Source organism: Streptomyces sp. PTY087I2, assembly GCF_001687325.1.
GTDB lineage: Bacteria > Actinomycetota > Actinomycetes > Streptomycetales > Streptomycetaceae > Streptomyces.
In genome coordinates this window covers 324,483-341,495 of sequence record NZ_LZRD01000002.1, presented here as the reverse complement: position 1 = coordinate 341,495, position 17,013 = coordinate 324,483, and the positions used below count along the sequence as shown (strand labels likewise).

Below are 17,013 nucleotides of genomic sequence, written 5' to 3'. Positions count from 1 at the left end.
CCGTGGACCTGACGATTCTCTACCGGGGCCCGCTGGCCTCCTGCGACTACGACTGCCCCTACTGCCCGTTCGCCAAGCGGCGGGACAGCCGCGCGCAGCTCACGGCGGACCGGGAGGCGCTGGAGCGGTTCACCGGCTGGGCGGCGGCGCAGACGGGCGACCGGCTGTCCGTGCTGTTCACTCCGTGGGGCGAGGGGCTGGTGCGCTCCTGGTACCGGCGGGCGCTGACCGAGCTGTCGTGCCTGCCGCACATCGGCCGGGTCGCGATCCAGACGAACCTGAGCGGCCGCACCGACTGGCTGGCGGACGCCGATCCGGAGCGGATCGCGCTCTGGTGCACGTACCATCCGGGTCAGACCCCGTACGACCGTTTTCTGGGGAAATGCCAGGAACTGTCGGCGAAGGGGATCCGCTACAGCGTGGGAGTGGTGGGGTTCGACGAGCATCTGGAGGAGGCGCGGCGGCTGCGTGCGGAGCTGCCGGAGACGGTCTATCTCTGGGTGAACGCCGCCGAGGGGCACACATACACCGACGAGGAGGCGGCGCGCTGGACGGAGCTGGATCCGCTGTTCCCCTACAGCCGTGATCCGCACCGCTCGGCGGGGCTGCCCTGCCGGACGGGCGAGTCGGTGATCTCGGTGGACGGGGACGGCACGGTGCGGCGCTGTCACTTCGTCAAGGCGGAGCTGGGCAATCTCTACGACGGCAGCTACCGCCGGGCGCTCGGCCCACGGGCGTGTCCGCTCGCCGTGTGCGACTGCCACATCGGCTATGTGCATCTGGAGTCGCTGCCGCTGTACGACGTGTTCGCCGGGGGTGTCCTGGAGCGGATACCGGCCGGGTACGGCACGGGCACGCCGCCGGGCGGGCTCGTCGTGCCGAACCCGTCCCGGCGTGCGCTTCCCCTGCTGGAGCCCTAGAGCGGCAGCAGGTCCGGGCGCTTGGCCTCGACGTGGTCGCCGGAGGACTCGCCGCGCAGCCGTCGGCCGATCCAGGGCACCAGGTATTCGCGGGCCCACTGGATGTCGTCGCGCCGCTCGTCGAAGGGGCTGCGCTGGGCCTGCGGCGGCCAGGGCTGGTCCGGGTCGGCGGGCACGTCGTGGCCGAGGACCTGGGCGGCGCGGAGCGCGACGCGGGTGTGGCCCTCGGGCGACAGGTGCAGCCGGTCGGCGTCCCACGCACGGCGGTCCTGGACGGAGCGCAGCGACCACAGGTCCAGCACGGGGCACTGGTAGCGGTCGGCGATGGCCCGCAGATGGACGTTGTACGTGGCGATCTTGCCGCGCATGTGGCGCAGGACCGGAACGCCCCGGGTGTCGAAGCCGGTCGTGACCATGACCGTGCCGACGGCGTTGCTCAGATCGGCGACGGCCCGCTCGAAGCGCTCGGCGAGGTCGTCGGGGTCGGTACCGGGCCGGATGATGTCGTTGCCGCCCGCGCAGAAGCTGACCAGGTCGGGGGCCAGTTCCTTGGCGCGCGGCACCTGCTCCTCGACGATCTGGTCGAGGAGACGTCCTCGTACGGCGAGATTGGCGTAGCGGAAGTCCCCGTGCGGGGAGTCCTCGTGCGGGGCGTCCTCGGAGCCGGCCCGGTCGGGGGCCGGCAGCCGGTCGGCGAGGAGCACCGCGAAGCGGTCCGCCCAGCCGACGAAGGTCCCGTCGGGGCCGGGGTCGCCGACGCCCTCGGTGAAACTGTCGCCGATCGCCGCGTACGACCCGATGGTGTGCTGCTGGTTGTTTCTCGAATCGTCTGCCACAAGGACTTATCCTGCATCGTCCGATGTGACCTACGCGACCGTAATACGGGGTTGACGGGTGGTGAGATAGACCACCCGGTCAGTTTTCGGTAAACCCGGAATAAAGTGAGGGGCGGTGCGCCGCCGCGCACCGCCCCTCGGACACTCTTCGTCGCCGCTCGGGTCAGAGGGAGACGCCGTGCTGACGCAGGTAGGCGATCGGGTCGACGTCCGAACCGTAGCTCGGGCCGGTGCGGACCTCGAAGTGCAGGTGCGGGCCGGTGGAGTTGCCGGTGGAGCCGGAGAGGCCGATCTGCTGGCCGCCGGTGACGGTCTGGCCGACCGAGACGTTCAGCGCGGACTGGTGGGCGTACTGGGAGTACATGCCGTCCTCGTGCTTGATGACGACCTCGTTGCCGTACGCGCCGCTGTTGCCGGCCGAGACGACGGTGCCCGGGCCGATGGCGAGGACGGGGGTGCCGGAGGCGGCCTGGAAGTCCGAGCCGGTGTGGTAACCGCTGGACCAGCTGGAGCCGGAAGCGCGGTACTGGGTGGTGACGTTGGCGTTGGCCAGCGGGGCGGACCAGCCGGAGCCGGTGGCCTCGGCGGAGCCGGTCTGCGCCGAGGCGGCGGAGCCCTCGGAGTCGTCGGCGGAGATGGTGTCGCCCTTGGGGGCCTCTTCCTTCGGCGCGGCCTTCGGGGCCGGTTCGGCCTTCTTCGGGGCGGCCTTGGGGGCGGCGGACTTCGCGGCGGGGGCGGAGCTCTTGGCGCCGAGGGTCAGCTTCATGCCCGGGTGGATCAGGCTGGGGTTGTCGCCGACGGTGGAGCGGTTGTCCTGGTAGAGCTTCTCCCACCCGCCCTTGAGGCGGTGCTCGGCGGCGATCTTCGACAGGTAGTCGCCGGCGACCACGGAGTACGTCTTCGGGGCGGTCTTCGACGCGGCGGGGGCGGCGGCCGGGGCGGTGTGCGCGGCGGCGACCGAGGCGGCGGCCGGCTTGGCGGCCGGGGCGGTCTGGCCGGCGGCGTTCGCGGCGGTGGCGCCGATGAGCGGGAGGGCGAGTGCGGCGCCGCCGGTCCCTGCGGCGAGGACGCCGCGGGAGATCGGGCCGGACTTCGGACGACGGTGCTTACCCTTTGCGGGCATGGGGAAGTTCCTCTCCGGCGCCTGCGAGGTGAGCTGTCGGGTTCGGGCTGGAGATGCCCGGTCGCGTTGCGGCGACTTCACCCCTAGCCGGTCCGGATCTCTCCGGATCGGCGGCTTACCTGGTTCCCCCGCTCCTGCCACACGTGAGTGGGTGGGTGCGAATTCCGGGCGGCGGCAGGATTAGGCGATCCGTCCGGATTGACGGTGACCGTAAACCGGTCAGGACGGGCGGAACAAGCCATCGGTTGCCCGGCGGAATCATCGATTCGATATCGCTCCGGATTTCCCGTCACACTCCGTGGATTACGGATCTTGGATTTCCGTACGGGCAACGGGAATGCCTCTCGGGGCGCTCGCCACGGACCGTCACGGATATGATCCCGCTCACCTCCGAAATCCCATCTCCCCCATTAGCGGGGCATGTTCTGCGAAATGCACCAATACGGACATGCCGCGAGCGGCGCTCCTGACGCTGCGTCAGCCCGCCCTCCCCGGGACCCGTCACCGAGGAGGCAACCGTGATGATTTTCCGTCGAATCGATGTCGTATCGTCACGGGAGCGCCCTCGCCGGAGAGCCGCGCCGACGCCCGAGATCCCAGGAGTCCCCGTGACGCAGCAGCTGCCGCAGGTCCCGCCGACAGAGACCGTGCTGACCGGAGTCCGCAACTTCCGCGACGTGGGCGGGCTCCCCACGACGGACGGGCGGCGCACCGCCTTCGGCCGGCTCTACCGCAGCGGCCACCTGGCGCACGCCACCGCCGAGGACGCGGCCTTCCTCGGCGGCCTTGGACTGCACACGATCTTCGACTTCCGCCACTCCGCCGACCATCGGCTCGACGGGTACGACATCGAGCTGGCCGGTGTCCGCAATGTCAGCATTCCGCTCTCGGACCCGGCCGACGGCGCGGAGTTCTGGCGGCTGGTGGGCAGCGGGAACATCGAGCAGCTGCGCTCGGTCCTCTCGGGCGGCAAGGGCGTCGACCGCATGATCCGGATGTACCGCGCGACGATCGAGGACCGCACCGCCGAGCACAGCCGGGTCCTGCACGCCCTGGCCGAGGACAGCGTCCCGGCGCTGATGCACTGCGCGGCGGGCAAGGACCGGGCCGGCCTCTCGATCGCGGTCGCCCTGCTCGCGGTCGGCGTCGTACCGGAGGCGATCGAGGAGGACTACCTCAAGTCCAACGACCTCCACCGCCGGTACAAGGTGAAGCGCTCCGACCCGTCCGGGGCCGGTATGTCGCCCGAGGTGCAGGAGCTGCTGGACCCGCTGTTCGGGGCGCGGCCCGCCTACCTCGCGGCGGCCTTCGCGGCCATCGAGGAGAACTGGGGGACGACGGACCGCTATCTCTCCGAGGGGCTGAGGATCTCCCCCGAGACCCGGGAGCGGCTGCGCGAGCGGCTGCTCGACGCGGGCTGACCGCTCGGCGCCGTCACTTGCTCCCGGCCACCACGAAGAGCAGGTAGAGGAAGGCCGCGATGATGTGGCCCGCCACCAGGTAGGCGAAGAGCCGGATGATGACGCCGCGCGGCATCCGCTTCTCCTGCGGGTCCTCGTCCTTGCGGCGTCCGGGGCCCAGCGGGTCGTAGTGTTCGGAATCGGACATGACGGTCCTCTCTGTCGGCCTCGCGGCCGGTGGAGTACGGAGTGGGGCCGACGGGATCGGCCGGTCAGCGCGGGTGCCGTCCGCCGCCGAGACAGAGCTCGGCGGCGGGGCTCTGCAACAGGGAGTGGACGAAGAGCAGCTCCGCGCCGCGGCGGTCGACGGCCGCGATCCGGTGCGGGGTGAGCGAGTCGAAGTGGGCGCTGTCGCCGGGTTCGAGGTCGTGGACGGTGTCGCCGAGCCCGACCCGCAGCCGGCCCTCCAGGACGTACAGCCACTCCTCACCGGGGTGGACCCGGACCAGGTCGCCCTGGGCGCCGTACGGGACGCGTACCCGCAGCGCCTGCATCGCGCGGCCGGAGCCGCCCGCCTGCCGGTACATCCAGCCGTCGGCCTCCGCCCCTTCGAAGCCGCCGCCGCGGATGATCGCGTCCCGTTCGGGCGGCTGCTCGCCGAGGAGCTCGGAGACCGTCGTACCGTAGATCCGGGCGAGCCCCAGCAGCATGGGCAGCGAGGGCTGCCTGCGGCCGGTCTCCAGCCGGGAGAGATGGGCCGGGGAGAGTCCGGCCCGCTGGGCCGCGGCCTCCAGGGTGAGGCCTCGGGCACGGCGCAGATCGCGCAGTCGGGGTGCGACGCCGGGGAGCTCGTCCGGCGCCCCTTCGTCCGGAGGGTTCATGCCTCCATTGGGCCAGGACCTTTCCTCTGAGGCAAATATCTTGCCTCAGAGGCAAACAGCAGGTCAGCGGTTGGCCACGGCCTGCTTCACCAGCGTCCGGCCGAAGTCCCACATCAGCCCGCCGCCGCTGTGCGCGTCCTCCATGACGGACGTGAACGCCGCCACGAAGCGGTCCACCTCCGCGTCCCCGATGACCAGCGGCGGAATCAGCTTGATCACTTCCAGGTGGTCGCCGGAGACCTGGGTGAGGATGCGGTGCTTCTGGAGCAGCGGCACCACGACCATCTGGGCGAAGAGCCCCTTGCGGGCCGCCTGGAGCATGGTCCAGCGGCTGCGGAGCTTCAGCGAGGAGGGCCGGCCGAACTCGATGCCGATCATCAGCCCGCGGCCGCGCACCTCGTGCAGCAGCTCGTAGCGGTCCACCAGGGCGGCCAGCCGCTCGCGCAGCAGATCGCCGGTGCGCCGGGCGTTCGCGACGGTCTCCTCGTCCTCCATCACCGTCAGGACGGCGAGCCCGGCCGCCATCGCCTGCGCGTTGGAGCCGAAGCTCGCGGAGTGGACGAGGACCCGGTCCATCGAGGAGTAGACCTTACGGAAGATCCAGTCCTTGCCGAGGGTCGCGCCGACCGGCACATAGCCGCCGGAGAGGGCCTTGGCCACGCACACGAGGTCGGGCTCCACCCCCTCCTCGTGCTGGTAGGCGTAGAAGTCGCCGGTGCGCCCGAGGCCCGTCTGGACCTCGTCGGCGATCAGGAGCGCCTTGTGCCGGTGCAGCAGCTCCTGGGCCTCGCGCAGATAGCCGGGCGGCGCGGCGTGCACGCCCTTGCCCTGGATCGGCTCGACGACCAGGGCCGCGACGTCGCCCCGCTTCAGCTCGCGGCGCAGCGCGTCGAGGTCGCCGAGCGGGACGGCCGTGTCGGGGAGCAGCGGGGCGAAGCCGTCGCGGAAGCCGCTCTCCCCGTTGACCGAGAGCGAGCCCGTGGTGAGCCCGTGGAAGGCGTGGTCGCAGTAGAGGACCCGGGGCTTCCCGGTGGCGTACCGGGCGAATTTCAGCGCCGTCTCGACCGCTTCGGTGCCGCTGTTGCCGAAGAAGACGCGGTCCAGGTGCGGGCTGTGGGTCAGCAGCTTCTCGGCGAGCAGCCCGGGAAGCGGCTGGCAGTCGAAGCGGGTGAGATCGGCGAGCTGGGCGTCGAGCACGTCGTGCAGGGCCTTGGCTACGACCGGGTGGTGCCGGCCGATCCCCATGACGCCGAATCCGGCGAGCATGTCGAGGTAGTCGTTGCCCTCCGCGTCCCAGAAGTACGCGCCCTCGGCCCGCTCGTAGACCTTGTCGAAGCCGATGGTGTGCAGCATGCGCGGCAGCTGGTGGTTGAGATGGCGCGCATGCAGCTCGTACCGTTCGGCCCCGCGCTCGGCCAGGAGCCGCCCGAGGTCGAATCCGCCCGGCCCGCCGTCCGTCACCGGTTGCCGCCCACGCTCTCCCGCGCCGCCCGCAGGGACTCCTTGAGCGATCCCATGGTGGCGAGCACGGCCGTGGGCTCGTAGCCGCAGTGCGCCATGCAGTTGGCGCAGCGCGGGTCCTTGCCGCGGCCGTACTTCTCCCAGTCGGTCTCCTCGATGAGCTGACGGTATGTCGGTACGTAGCCGTCGCTCATCAGGTAGCAGGGGCGCTGCCAGCCGAAGAGGGAGTAGTTCGGGATCGCCCAGGCGGTGCACGGGAAGTCCGCCTTGCCCTCCAGGAAGTCCAGGAAGAGCGGCGAGTGGTTGAGCCGCCAGCGGGCCCGGTTGCCGCCCGCGAACGCCTTCTTGAAGAGTTCACGGGTCTGGTCGACGCCCAGGAAGTGCTCCTGGTCGGGGGCCTTCTCGTACGCGTAGGCGGGCGAGATCATCATCTCGTCGACCTTGAGGTCGTCGTTGAGGTAGTTGAGGACCTCGATGACGGTCTGCGGGGTGTCGGTGTTGAAGAAGGTGGAGTTGGTGGTGACGCGGAAACCGCGCGCCTTGGCCTCCTTCATCGCGGCGACGGCCTCGTCGAAGACGCCTTCCTTGGCGACCGACTCGTCGTGCCGCTCGCGCAGCCCGTCGATGTGGACGGCGAAGGCGAAGTACGGGGACGGGGTGAACTTGTCGAGCTTCTTCCGCATCAGCATCGCGTTGGTGCAGAGGAAGACGTATTTCTTCCGTGCGACGAGCTGGCGCACGATCTCGTCGATCTGCGGATGCATCAGCGGCTCGCCACCGGCGATGGAGACCATGGGGGCCCCGGATTCGAGCACCGCGCCCACCGCCTGGGCGACCGGCATGCGCTGCTTCAGGACACCGGCCGGGTGCTGGATCTTGCCGCATCCCTCGCAGGCGAGGTTGCAGGCGAACAACGGCTCCAGCTCGACGATCAGCGGGAACTTCTCACGCTTGCGGAGCTTCTGTTCGAAGAGATACGTCGCAACCTTGATGGACTGACGGAGCGGCATGGCCATCTAGCTCACCTCCAGGGGAGCAGTAAAGATCGGTGCCATTCATAGAAAGCCGGAAGGACGGCACGAAGTACGCGGAACGCCGATATTCCACCGCGGACCGTGCCGATGCGGACGAGCTCATGCTCTGGAGCGTCCACGACCACCCGGACGGCCGCAACCGGGCGCGGTCCGTGACACAGGGCGGTACGCAGTGTCGCGGCGGACTCCATGTCGACCGCGATGGCCCCGCTCGCCCGCAGCGCGGCCCGCTCGGGCCCCCGTACGACGTGGTCGGAGCCGGTGAGTGGGCCGGTGTGGACCCTGCGGCCGGGGAAAGCGCGGGTCAGGGCGGCGACCAGGACGCCGGTGCCCGTGCAGGGGGTGGTGCCGTCCGCGTCGCGGGTCTCCTCGGCGACGACGAGGTCCCCGGGGTGCATCCCCGGGGCGAGTCCGGCGCAGAAGCCGGAGGCGATCACGGCGGCGTCGGGGACCCCGCCGGGGCCCAGGAGGCGCGCCACGGCCGCCTCCGCCGCCCGGGGCCCCATCCCGGTGCGCAGGACCCGGACCGGGCCCGGGGCGCCCCTGCCGCTGCGCAGGGCCACCTGCTCGATGCCGAGGGCGCAGGCGACCAGCAGCGGCGTCACGGGGCTCCCGGGCCCTCGCGCATCGCCCATCAGGCCCCCTCGGCGGCGTCCGGGCGGTCCGCGAACGGGTCGCCGTGCACATAGCGCCCGAGTGCGGTGAGGGGGAAGACCTGGCGGTAGAGGTGGTAGTTGATCGAGAAGTCCCAGGGGAATCCGGTGCCGGTGAAATACGGCTCGTCCCAGGAACCGTCGGCCTGCTGCGCCTCGGTGAGCCAGGTGACGCCCCGGGCGACGGACGCGGTGTCCCGGCGTCCCGCGGCGAGGAGGGCGAGCAGCGCCCAGGCGGTCTGGGAGGCGGTGGACTCACCGTGCCCGATCCACTTCTCCTCCTGGTAGGAGCGCAGGTCCTCGCCCCAGCCGCCGTCGTCGTTCTGGACGGACTCCAGCCAGTCGACGGCCCGGCGGACCGCGGGGTGTCCCGCAGGCAGTCCGGCGGCGATCAGGGCGGGCACCACGGACCCGGTGCCGTAGACGTAGTTGACGCCCCAGCGGCCGAACCAGGCGCCGCACGCCTCCTGTTCGGCGAGCAGCCACTCGATGCCCTCGCGGGTACGGGGGTGGTTCGCGAGCCCCTCGACGGCGAGCATCTCCACGACATGGCCGGTGACGTCGGCCGACGGGGGGTCGATGACCTCGCCGAAGTCGCAGAAGGGCAGCCGGTTGGGGAAGGGGCTGGTGTTGTCGGCGTCGAACGCGCCCCAGGCCCCGTTGCGGGACTGCATCCCGAGGTTCCAGCGGACCCCGCGGGCGATCGCGGCCTCCAGCCGGGCGGGGTCGGGGTGGCGCACCCGGCGCAGCGCCAGGACGACCTCGGCGGTGTCGTCGATGTCCGGGTAGTTGTCGTTGTGGAACTCGAACGCCCAGCCGCCCGGGGGCAGTTCGGGTTTGCGGACCGACCAGTCGCCGGGGCGGGTGATCTCCTCGGCCAGCATCCAGTCGGCGGCCTTCACCAGGGCGGGGTGGTCGGGCCTCACTCCGGCGTCGGCCAGCGCGATGGTGGCCAGGCAGGTGTCCCAGACGGGCGACTGACAGGCCTCGATCATCCGGGCGCCGTCCTCGCGGTGGACGGCGAACCGGTCGAGCGAGGCCAGGCCCGCCTTCATGACCGGGTGGTCGAGGTCGTAGCCGAGGAGGTGCAGGGCGATGATCGAGTAGACGGCGGGCGGCTGGATGCCGCCCCAGCAGCCGTCGTTCTCCTGGCGTTCGATGATCCAGCGGGCGGCCACGTTCATCGCGATCCGGCGCAGTGGGCGCGGGGCGACCTTGTGGTAGAGGTGCAGCCCTTTGTCTAGGCGCTGGAAGAGCCCGTCCCAACTGGTGGGCGGGGCAAGCTTTCTGGCCGGGCTGGGGTCGTCCGGGTCGGTGTGCAGTTCGTCCAGGGCGAAGGGCGCGGGGCGCACGGGGCGCTTCGCGGAGACGATGGTGAGCGGCACGATGGTCTGCCGGGCCCAGCAGCCGAAGTCGTAGATGTTGAGCGGGACCCACTTGGGGAAGAACATCAGCTCGGGCGGGAGTTCGGGGAGGTCGTCCCATTTCCACCAGCCGAACAGGGCCAGCCAGATGCGGGTGAAGACGCGGGCGGCGGCGATGCCGCCCTGGTCCCGGATCCAGCCGGAGGCGCGGACCATGTGCGGTTCGTCGGGGCGGTCCCCGGCCAGCCGCAGGGCGACGTACGCCTCAATGGTGGCGGAGAGGTCGCCGGGTCCGCCGTAGAAGGTGTTCCAGGTGCCGTCGCCGAGCTGTTCGCCGCGGATGAAGAGGGCGGCGGCCCGGGTGGTTTCGGCATCCTGGATGCCGAGGAACTGGCGCAGGAGCAGGTCTTCCGCGTCCATCGTGACGTTGGTGGCGAGGTCGCCCTTCCACCAGCCCTGCTCGTCCTGTCGGCCGAGGAGGTGCTCCACGGAGCGTTCCGCGGCCCGCCGCGCGGCGTCGGTCACGTCCGTCGCGGCGGTTCTCGTGTCGGTCGGATCGTCGGCGGGGACCCCGGTGATCTTCGCGGCCCCGGTCGATCCGTCGGTCGTCGCTGTCATGAGCTTCCCCTTACGTGCAGTCGGTTCTCTGCTGTGCTGGGGTCTCCGTCGGCCGGCGCCCCGGTGAGGGCGCCGGCCGGCGACTGCGAGTCATATGGAGAAAGTGATCATCTCTTTCGTACCACCACGAAGTCGGCGAGCTCGGTGAGCTGCTCGCGCACCCGGTGGGGCATGTCGACGGCGTGCAGCGCCTCGATGGCGATGGCGTGCTGACGACGGGCTTCCTGGGCGGTCCACTCGCGGCCGCCCGCCTCCTCGATGAGCGCCGCGCGGGCGGCGAACTCCTCTTCGGAGAAGCTGTCGAAGTCGTTGCTCTTGGCGTCGGCGGCGAGCAGTTCGCCCAGGCGCTCGGAGGCCTCGCCGCCCGCGGCGAGCGCGGCGACGACCGGCAGGGACTTCTTGCGCTGGCGCAGGTCGCTCCAGGTCTGCTTGCCGGTGGACTCCGGGTCGCCCCAGATGCCGAGCAGATCGTCGACGGCCTGGAAGGCGAGGCCGAGGTGGTAGCCGTACGCCTCCAGGGTGTCGGCGGTGCGGTCGTCGGCGCCGCCGAGCACCGCGCCGATGGAGACCGCGCAGGCCAGCAGGGCGCCGGTCTTATTGCCCTCCATCTCCAGGCACTCCTCGACGGTGACCCGCTCGCGGTGCTCGTAGGAGATGTCCTGGGCCTGCCCGTCGATGAGCTTGCGGGTGGCGGAGGTCAGCCGGCGGGCCGCGCGGCCCGCCTCGACCGTGCCGAGCTCCAGGAGCAGGTCGTAGGCGAGGGCGAAGAGCGCGTCGCCGACCAGGATCGCCTGGGCGGGGCCGTGCACCTTCCACACGGTGTCGCGGTGGCGGCGCTGTTCGTCGCCGTCCATCAGGTCGTCGTGCAGCAGCGAGAAGTTGTGCACGAGTTCGACGGCCACGGCGCCGGGGATGCCGGCCTCGGCCGGGGCGCCCGCCGCCTCGGCGGACAGCAGGGCGAGCGCGGGGCGTACGGCCTTGCCGCCGTCGCCGTCCGAGGGGCGTCCCTCGGCGTCGATCCAGCCGAAGTGGTATGCGGCGACGGTGTCCATGGGCGGCGCGAGCCGGTCCACGGCAGCCCGCAGGACCGGCGCTGACAGGGCTCGTCCGCGCTCCAGAAGCGCGGTGACGTCCGCGGTGTCGGCCACGGTGTCGAAAGCCGGATTCGCCGGGGTCACAGACTCTCCTCTTGTTCCGGTGGTACTGCTCATGCCGCCTCCTGAAGCGGATGTCCTGGGGGGCGGCCGAGGTCGTGGAGGGCCGCGTCGGCGGCGGCGCCACCGCTGCGCACGGCACCCTCCATCGTCGCGGGCCAGCCGGTGTCGGTCCAGGCCCCCGCCAGCTGGAGGCCGGGCAGCCGGGTGCGGGGGCCGGGGCGCAGCCGCCCGACGCCCGGGGCGGGCGCGAAGGTGGCGGTGCGCTCCCGGGTGACGAAGAAGTCGCGGATGCCCGCGCCGCGGGCGGCGGGCAGCAGCCGCTCCAGCTCGGGCAGGTAGCGGGTGCGCAGCTCGGCGACGGGGAGGTCGATCTCGGCCTGGGCGGCCGACTGCGAGACCGCCAGATACTGTCCGGGGCCCTTGAGGCCCGAGGAGTGGGTGCGGTCGAAGACCCACTGGACCGGGGAGCCGATCGCGGCGAAGAACGGCCTGCGCAGCACCTTGCGGTCGTAGATGACGTGCACGTTGAGGATGGGCGCGTTGTCGATGTCGAGCAGCAGCTCGGGCTCGTCCAGCGCGCCCGCGGGCAGCAGGTCGTGGGTCTCGGTCTGCGGCACGGCCAGCACGACGGTGTCGGCGGTGATCCGCTCCCCCGCGCTCTCGACGCTCCAGCGGCCGTCCTCGGTGCGGGTGAGGGAGCCGACCTTGGCGCGGAGTTCGGTGCGGACGCCGGCGGTGTCCAGGGCCTTGCGGGCGAGGGTGTCGTGCAGGTCGCCGAGGGGGACGGTGGCCCAGCCGATGTCGGCGGCGCCGGGGTCGGAGAGCAGGCCGGTCTTGAAGACCTTCGCCGCGAGCGCCATGGAGGCGTCCGGGGCGGTGGCGTTCAGGGTGGCGACGCCGACGAGGTCCCACAGTGCCTCGATGGCGCGGTCGGACTGGCCGTGCCGGCGCAGCCAGGTGGCGAAGTCGATCCGGTCCAGCTCGGGGTCGGCGGGGTCGAGCCGGCCGAGCGCCAGGGCGGCCCGGCCCACGGCCGCCTTCTCGGCGAGCGAGAGGTGCGGATAGGCGGCGAGACCGCCCGCCAGGTGCAGCGGTACGGGCAGGGCGGTGCGGCGGATCCGTCCCAGGCGCGGCCCGGCGGCCCGGCCCACGTCCAGCACGGGCACGTCGAGGCGGTCCTGGAGCGGGGCCAGGTGCGCGGCGTCGATCCGGTCGAGGAACCAGCGGTAGCCGGTGCAGCAGCGCAGGTAGACGTGCTGGCCGTTGTCGACGGTGAGGTCGCCGCGCTGGAAGGAGAAGGCGAGGCCGCCGAGGCGGGGCCGGCCTTCCAGGAGGGTCACGTCGAGTCCGGCGTCGGCGAGGCGGAGCGCCGCCGTCACCCCGGCGAGGCCGCCGCCGACGACGACGCCGACGGGGCGCGGGCTCTCGTCGCTCATGCCTGCCCCTCCCGCCGGGTCGTGTCCGTCTGCCGGGTCCTCATCTTGCAGATCGTCGCAGTCAGTGACGCGTCGGGCCACCGGAAGGTTGCCCGGGGGCCGGAGCCGCACGGCCGCATCAGGCTCGCCCCCTGGCGGTGAGCCGCGAGATGTGGCGGGCGTCCAGGCCGGACAGGCCGCGCACCGCGACGTAGGCCTTCTCGTGGCCGGGGAGGGAGACCCGGCCGCGCAGGACGGCCTCGGGGTCGCGCTCGATCCGGTCGAGGAGGCGGCGGTAGATTCCGGCCATCGCCGCGACGCAGGCGCCGCTGCGGCGGTCGAGCATCGGCAGCAGCCGGTAGCCCTCGGCGAACAGGGCGCGGGCGCGGCGGACCTCGAAGTGGATGAGGCCGGCGAAGTCGGAGCCGGGGGGCGGGGTGGTGCGGTGGAAGCCGGCGGAGCAGCCGAATTTGGCCAGGTCGTCGGCGGGCAGGTAGGTGCGCCCGTTACCCGCGTCCTCGCGGACGTCGCGCAGGATGTTGGTGAGCTGGAGGGCGAGGCCGAGAGTGTCGGCGTACTCCGCTGCCCGCTCGGCCCCGCGGGCGCCGGGCGCGGTGCCGAAGACGCCGAGGCTGAGGCGTCCGATGGCTCCGGCGACGCACCGGCAGTAGGTCTTCAGGTCGTCCCAGGTCTCGTAGGTCGCGCCCCGGACGTCCATCAGGACGCCGTCGATCAGCTCGTCGAGCCCGCCGAGCGGGAGCGGGAAGCGGCGGGCGGCGTCGGCGAGCGCGACGGCCACCGGGTCGGTGTCGTCCTCCTCGACCTTGCCGTGCCGGACCCGGTCGAGCAGCTCGCGGGTGCTCTCCAGCCGGGTCCGCTTGGTCCCCGCGTCCAGCTCTCCGTCGCCGATGTCGTCGACCCGACGGGAGAAGGCGTACAGCGCCGACATGGCCTGCCGCTTCTCGTACGGCAGCAGCCTGATGCCGTAGGCGAAGTTACGGGCCTGCTGTCCGGTGACCGCTTCGCAGTAACTGTATGCGGCCTGCACCGGCGGCGACATGTACGTCGTCTGTCCCTCCACGGTCCGGCTCACCTCTCTCCACGCGCTCTTCGCAAGACGGTTCCCACTTCACGCAGCAGGCTGGGCTTGGTGGGCTTGGGCGGTCCGGGCAGGACGTCGAACCCGGCGGCCGAGATCGCCGTGAGCGCGCTGCGGCCGCCCCCGACGAATCCGGCGAGGAGCAGCTTCAGCCTGCCGTCGACGCTGCCCACCAGCGGGGGGCCTTCGTCCAGCAGCTCGCTCGCGCGCTGGGCCTCGTACGCGATGAGGGCGCGCACGGAGGCTCCGGCGGAGGGCGCGGCCAGGTCGGCTTCGGTGACCCGGAAGCGCTCCATGTCCTCGGCGGGCAGATAGATCCGGTCGCGTTCCAGGTCCTCGGCGACGTCCTGGAGGTGCTCGACGATCTGGAGTGCGGTGCAGACCGCGTCGGAGCGGCGGACGCGTTCGGGGCTGGTGGTGCCGGTGAGGCCGAGGACCAGGCGGCCGACGGGGTTCGCGGAGAGCTCGCAGTAGGCGGCGAGCTCGGCGTAGGTGCCGTAGCGGCGGACCTTCTGGTCCTGGCGGTTCGCCTCGATCAGGCCGAGGAAGGGTTCGGGGGTGAGCGCGCGGCGCCGCACGGTGGGGCGCAGGTCGCGCAGCAGCGGGTGGTGCGGCTCCTCGCCGGTGGTGGCGAAGACCCTGCGGAGGTCGGTCTCCAGGGCGTCGAGCATGGCGAGGCGGTCGTCGGTCTGCTCCGGCTCCAGGCCGAGGTGGCGGGCGTCGGCGCCGCCGGGGGCCAGGTCGCCGTCGCCGATGTCGTCGACGAGCCGGGCGAATCCGTAGACCGCCATCAGGTCGCCGCGCCAGGCGCGGGGCAGGAAGAAGGGGGCCACGGGGAAGTTCTCGTCCGCGGCCTTGCCGAGGGTGGCGTCACCGGTGCGCGCCGTGGGGGTCGAGGTCACTGCCGACCGCCCGGCGCGGGGACGGCGAAACCACGTCGGAGCTGGAGATCTTCCGTCATTGCCGTCACATCTCCCGTTCTACACTGCTGACCCAAAACAACCCTTTTCGGACACGCCGCTCAGTCTTCCGAGTGCACTGCGGCAGAGCGTCGGTGCCGCGGCATATCGCCCTACTTGCCATGAATCAGCACCGCTCCAGCTTACGTTGTACAGCTCACCGGGGACCGGCGGGGTGGAGCGGTCGCCACCGCTTCCCCGCCGCACCCGTCAACCTTCCCCGCACACGGCTGACTTGACGTCATCCGCCGGGAGGAGATCGACCCTGGGCCCTACTGCGGAGGGCCCGCCCCGGCGACGGGCACCGCGCGGCCCCTGCCGGACCGGTCCGGCAGGGGCCGCGGGATGGGCCAGGGGGCGCCCTGAACTACTTGCCCGTCTCACGCTCGTACGCCTTGAGGACTTCCTCGGTGGGGCCGTCCATCAGCAGCTCGCCCTTCTCCAGCCACAGCGCGCGGTCGCAGGTGTCCCTGATCGACTTGTTGTTGTGGCTGACCAGGAAGACCGTGCCCGCCTCCTTGCGCAGCTCGCGGATCCGCTCCTCGGAGCGGATGCGGAACTTGCGGTCACCGGTGGCCAGCGCCTCGTCGATCATGAGGACGTCGTGGTTCTTGGCCGCGGCGATCGAGAAACGGAGCCGCGCCGCCATGCCGGAGGAGTACGTCCGCATCGGCAGGGTGATGAAGTCGCCCTTCTCGTTGATGCCGGAGAAGTCGACGATCTCCTGGTAGCGGGAGCGGATCTCGGCCTGGGTCATCCCCATGGCCAGACCGCCGAGCACGACGTTGCGCTCGCCGGTGAGGTCGCTCATCAGGGCCGCGTTCACGCCGAGCAGCGAGGGCTGGCCGTCGGTGTAGACATGGCCGGATTCGGTCGGCAGCAGTCCGGCGATGGCCCGCAGCAGCGTCGACTTGCCGGAGCCGTTGGTGCCGATGAGGCCGATGGCCTCGCCGCGGTAGGCGGTGAAGGAGACACCGCGTACGGCGTGCACCTTCCGGACGCCGCGCGGCTCGCCCTTGCCGCGCCGCAGCATGCGGCTCAGCGCGGCGGTGGCGCTGCCCCGGCCGCCGCCCGCGCCGTTGACCCGGTACACGATGTGCACGTCGTCGGCGATCACCGTGGGGATGCGCCCCTGCGCGTTGTCGTCAGCCACGGCCGTACCGCTCCTCCGCCTTCCAGAAGTACACGAATCCCACGACGCCCAGCAGCACCGCCCAGCCCAGGCCGGCGGCCCAGACGTGGTCCGGCAGGTTCTCGGAGCCGTACCCGTCGATCATGGCGAAGCGGACCAGGTCCATGTAGATCGCCGCCGGGTTGTACTGGAGCACGTCCGCGATCCACTGCGGCTTGTCCTTCAGCATCACCGGGATGGAGAACATGACGCCCGAGGCGTACATCCAGGTGCGCATCACGAACGGCATCAGCTGCGCGAGGTCGGGGGTCTTGGAGCCGAGCCGCGCCATGACGAGGGCCAGGCCGGTGTTGAAGACGAACTGGAGCAGCAGGGCGGGGATCACCAGGAGCCACGACAGCGAGGGGTAGCTGCCGAAGATGACGGTGACCGCGACCATCACGATCATCGAGAAGAGCAGCTGCTGGAGCTGCTGGAGCGAGAAGGAGATGGGGAGCGAGGCCCGGGGGAAGTGGAGGGCCCGGACCAGGCCGAGGTTGCCGGAGATCGACCGGACGCCCGCCATGACGGAGCTCTGGGTGAAGGTGAAGACGAAGACGCCGGTGACCAGGAACGGTACGAAGACGTCGTGGGGGATCCCCTCCCTGGTCCCCAGGATCAGGCCGAAGATCAGGTAATAGACACAGGCGTTCAGCAGGGGCGTGACCACTTGCCACAGCTGGCCCAGTTTGGCCTGGCTGTACTGGGCGGTCAGCTTCGCCCGGGAGAAGGCCAGGATGAAGTGGCGTCGGCCCCAGAGCTGTCGCATGTACGCGAACAGCCCCGGCCGGGCGCCGCTCACGGTCAGGCCGTACTTGGCGGCCAGCTGGGCCGCGTCGAGGCCCTCGTCGGCGGACGGCGGGGTCCCGAGGGCTACCCCACCGTCGTGGGTCGTGTCACTCACAAGTTGAAACTCTCGTCT

General features: G+C 71.5%; 16 protein-coding genes and 1 riboswitch. Of the genes, 2 read left to right on the top strand and 14 right to left on the bottom strand.

Annotated features, from left to right (window positions below; translation table 11 throughout):
* Nucleotides 1-2: 2 nt before the first annotated feature.
* Entirely contained in the window at nt 3-920 is a 918-nt protein-coding gene (locus A3Q37_RS03325; protein WP_065477252.1) for an STM4011 family radical SAM protein, read from the top strand.
* On the opposite strand, the gene A3Q37_RS03320 is transcribed toward A3Q37_RS03325, so the two are convergent.
* The gene (locus A3Q37_RS03320; protein WP_065477250.1) at nt 917-1,756 is read right to left on the bottom strand and encodes an SGNH/GDSL hydrolase family protein; all 840 of its coding nucleotides are present in this window, start codon (nt 1,754-1,756) and stop codon (nt 917-919) included. The two genes, A3Q37_RS03325 and A3Q37_RS03320, sit on opposite strands and share 4 nt — an antisense overlap.
* Before the next feature lie 163 nt (nt 1,757-1,919).
* The gene (locus A3Q37_RS03315; RefSeq protein ID WP_065477248.1) at nt 1,920-2,879 is read right to left on the bottom strand and encodes a LysM peptidoglycan-binding domain-containing M23 family metallopeptidase; all 960 of its coding nucleotides are present in this window, start codon (nt 2,877-2,879) and stop codon (nt 1,920-1,922) included.
* Between the two features lie 3 nt (nt 2,880-2,882).
* Nucleotides 2,883-3,043, bottom strand: a riboswitch (cyclic di-AMP (ydaO/yuaA leader).
* Between the two features lie 444 nt (nt 3,044-3,487).
* On the opposite strand from A3Q37_RS03315, the gene A3Q37_RS03310 reads away from it, so the two are divergent.
* The gene (locus A3Q37_RS03310) at nt 3,488-4,300 is read left to right on the top strand and encodes a tyrosine-protein phosphatase (protein WP_065477246.1); all 813 of its coding nucleotides are present in this window, start codon (nt 3,488-3,490) and stop codon (nt 4,298-4,300) included.
* 13 nt (nt 4,301-4,313) lie between these two features.
* Here A3Q37_RS03310 and A3Q37_RS37095 read toward each other — a convergent pair whose 3' ends face one another.
* The 12 genes from A3Q37_RS37095 to A3Q37_RS03255 form a co-directional block, all read right to left on the bottom strand.
* On the bottom strand, nt 4,314-4,487 hold the full coding sequence (locus A3Q37_RS37095) for a DUF6126 family protein (protein WP_176711332.1): 174 nt from the start codon (nt 4,485-4,487) through the stop codon (nt 4,314-4,316).
* Nucleotides 4,488-4,551: 64 nt separating this feature from the next.
* Complete coding sequence (locus tag A3Q37_RS03305) at nt 4,552-5,160, bottom strand: helix-turn-helix domain-containing protein (RefSeq protein WP_065477245.1); 609 nt, start codon at nt 5,158-5,160, stop codon at nt 4,552-4,554.
* Between the two features lie 63 nt (nt 5,161-5,223).
* Entirely contained in the window at nt 5,224-6,621 is a 1,398-nt protein-coding gene (locus A3Q37_RS03300) for an aspartate aminotransferase family protein (protein WP_065477243.1), read from the bottom strand.
* Entirely contained in the window at nt 6,618-7,637 is a 1,020-nt protein-coding gene (gene hpnH / locus A3Q37_RS03295; protein WP_065477241.1) for an adenosyl-hopene transferase HpnH, read from the bottom strand. The genes A3Q37_RS03300 and hpnH overlap by 4 nt, the downstream gene beginning before the upstream one ends.
* Nucleotides 7,638-7,642: 5 nt before the next feature.
* Nucleotides 7,643-8,290: a 1-hydroxy-2-methyl-2-butenyl 4-diphosphate reductase gene (locus A3Q37_RS03290; protein ID WP_065477239.1), complete on the bottom strand. Its 648-nt coding sequence runs from the start codon at nt 8,288-8,290 to the stop codon at nt 7,643-7,645.
* Nucleotides 8,290-10,290 carry a squalene--hopene cyclase gene (gene shc, locus A3Q37_RS03285; protein ID WP_065477237.1) on the bottom strand — a complete coding sequence of 667 codons (2,001 nt, stop codon included), beginning with the start codon at nt 10,288-10,290 and terminating at the stop codon, nt 8,290-8,292. Before shc ends, A3Q37_RS03290 begins: the two co-directional genes overlap by 1 nt.
* A gap of 107 nt (nt 10,291-10,397) precedes the next feature.
* Nucleotides 10,398-11,501 carry a polyprenyl synthetase family protein gene (locus tag A3Q37_RS03280; RefSeq protein ID WP_065477235.1) on the bottom strand — a complete coding sequence of 368 codons (1,104 nt, stop codon included), beginning with the start codon at nt 11,499-11,501 and terminating at the stop codon, nt 10,398-10,400.
* A complete protein-coding gene (gene hpnE, locus A3Q37_RS03275) occupies nt 11,498-12,883 on the bottom strand; it encodes a hydroxysqualene dehydroxylase HpnE (RefSeq protein WP_065477234.1) in 1,386 nt (461 codons plus the stop codon). Before hpnE ends, A3Q37_RS03280 begins: the two co-directional genes overlap by 4 nt.
* A 118-nt stretch (nt 12,884-13,001) precedes the next feature.
* Nucleotides 13,002-13,943 carry a presqualene diphosphate synthase HpnD gene (hpnD, locus tag A3Q37_RS03270; protein ID WP_065477353.1) on the bottom strand — a complete coding sequence of 314 codons (942 nt, stop codon included), beginning with the start codon at nt 13,941-13,943 and terminating at the stop codon, nt 13,002-13,004.
* Between the two features lie 8 nt (nt 13,944-13,951).
* On the bottom strand, nt 13,952-14,863 hold the full coding sequence (gene hpnC, locus A3Q37_RS03265) for a squalene synthase HpnC (RefSeq protein WP_065477232.1): 912 nt from the start codon (nt 14,861-14,863) through the stop codon (nt 13,952-13,954).
* Between the two features lie 424 nt (nt 14,864-15,287).
* Entirely contained in the window at nt 15,288-16,073 is a 786-nt protein-coding gene (locus tag A3Q37_RS03260; protein ID WP_006128931.1) for an ABC transporter ATP-binding protein, read from the bottom strand.
* The gene (locus A3Q37_RS03255; protein WP_065477230.1) at nt 16,066-16,995 is read right to left on the bottom strand and encodes an ABC transporter permease; all 930 of its coding nucleotides are present in this window, start codon (nt 16,993-16,995) and stop codon (nt 16,066-16,068) included. Before A3Q37_RS03255 ends, A3Q37_RS03260 begins: the two co-directional genes overlap by 8 nt.
* Between the last annotated feature and the right edge of the window lie 18 nt (nt 16,996-17,013).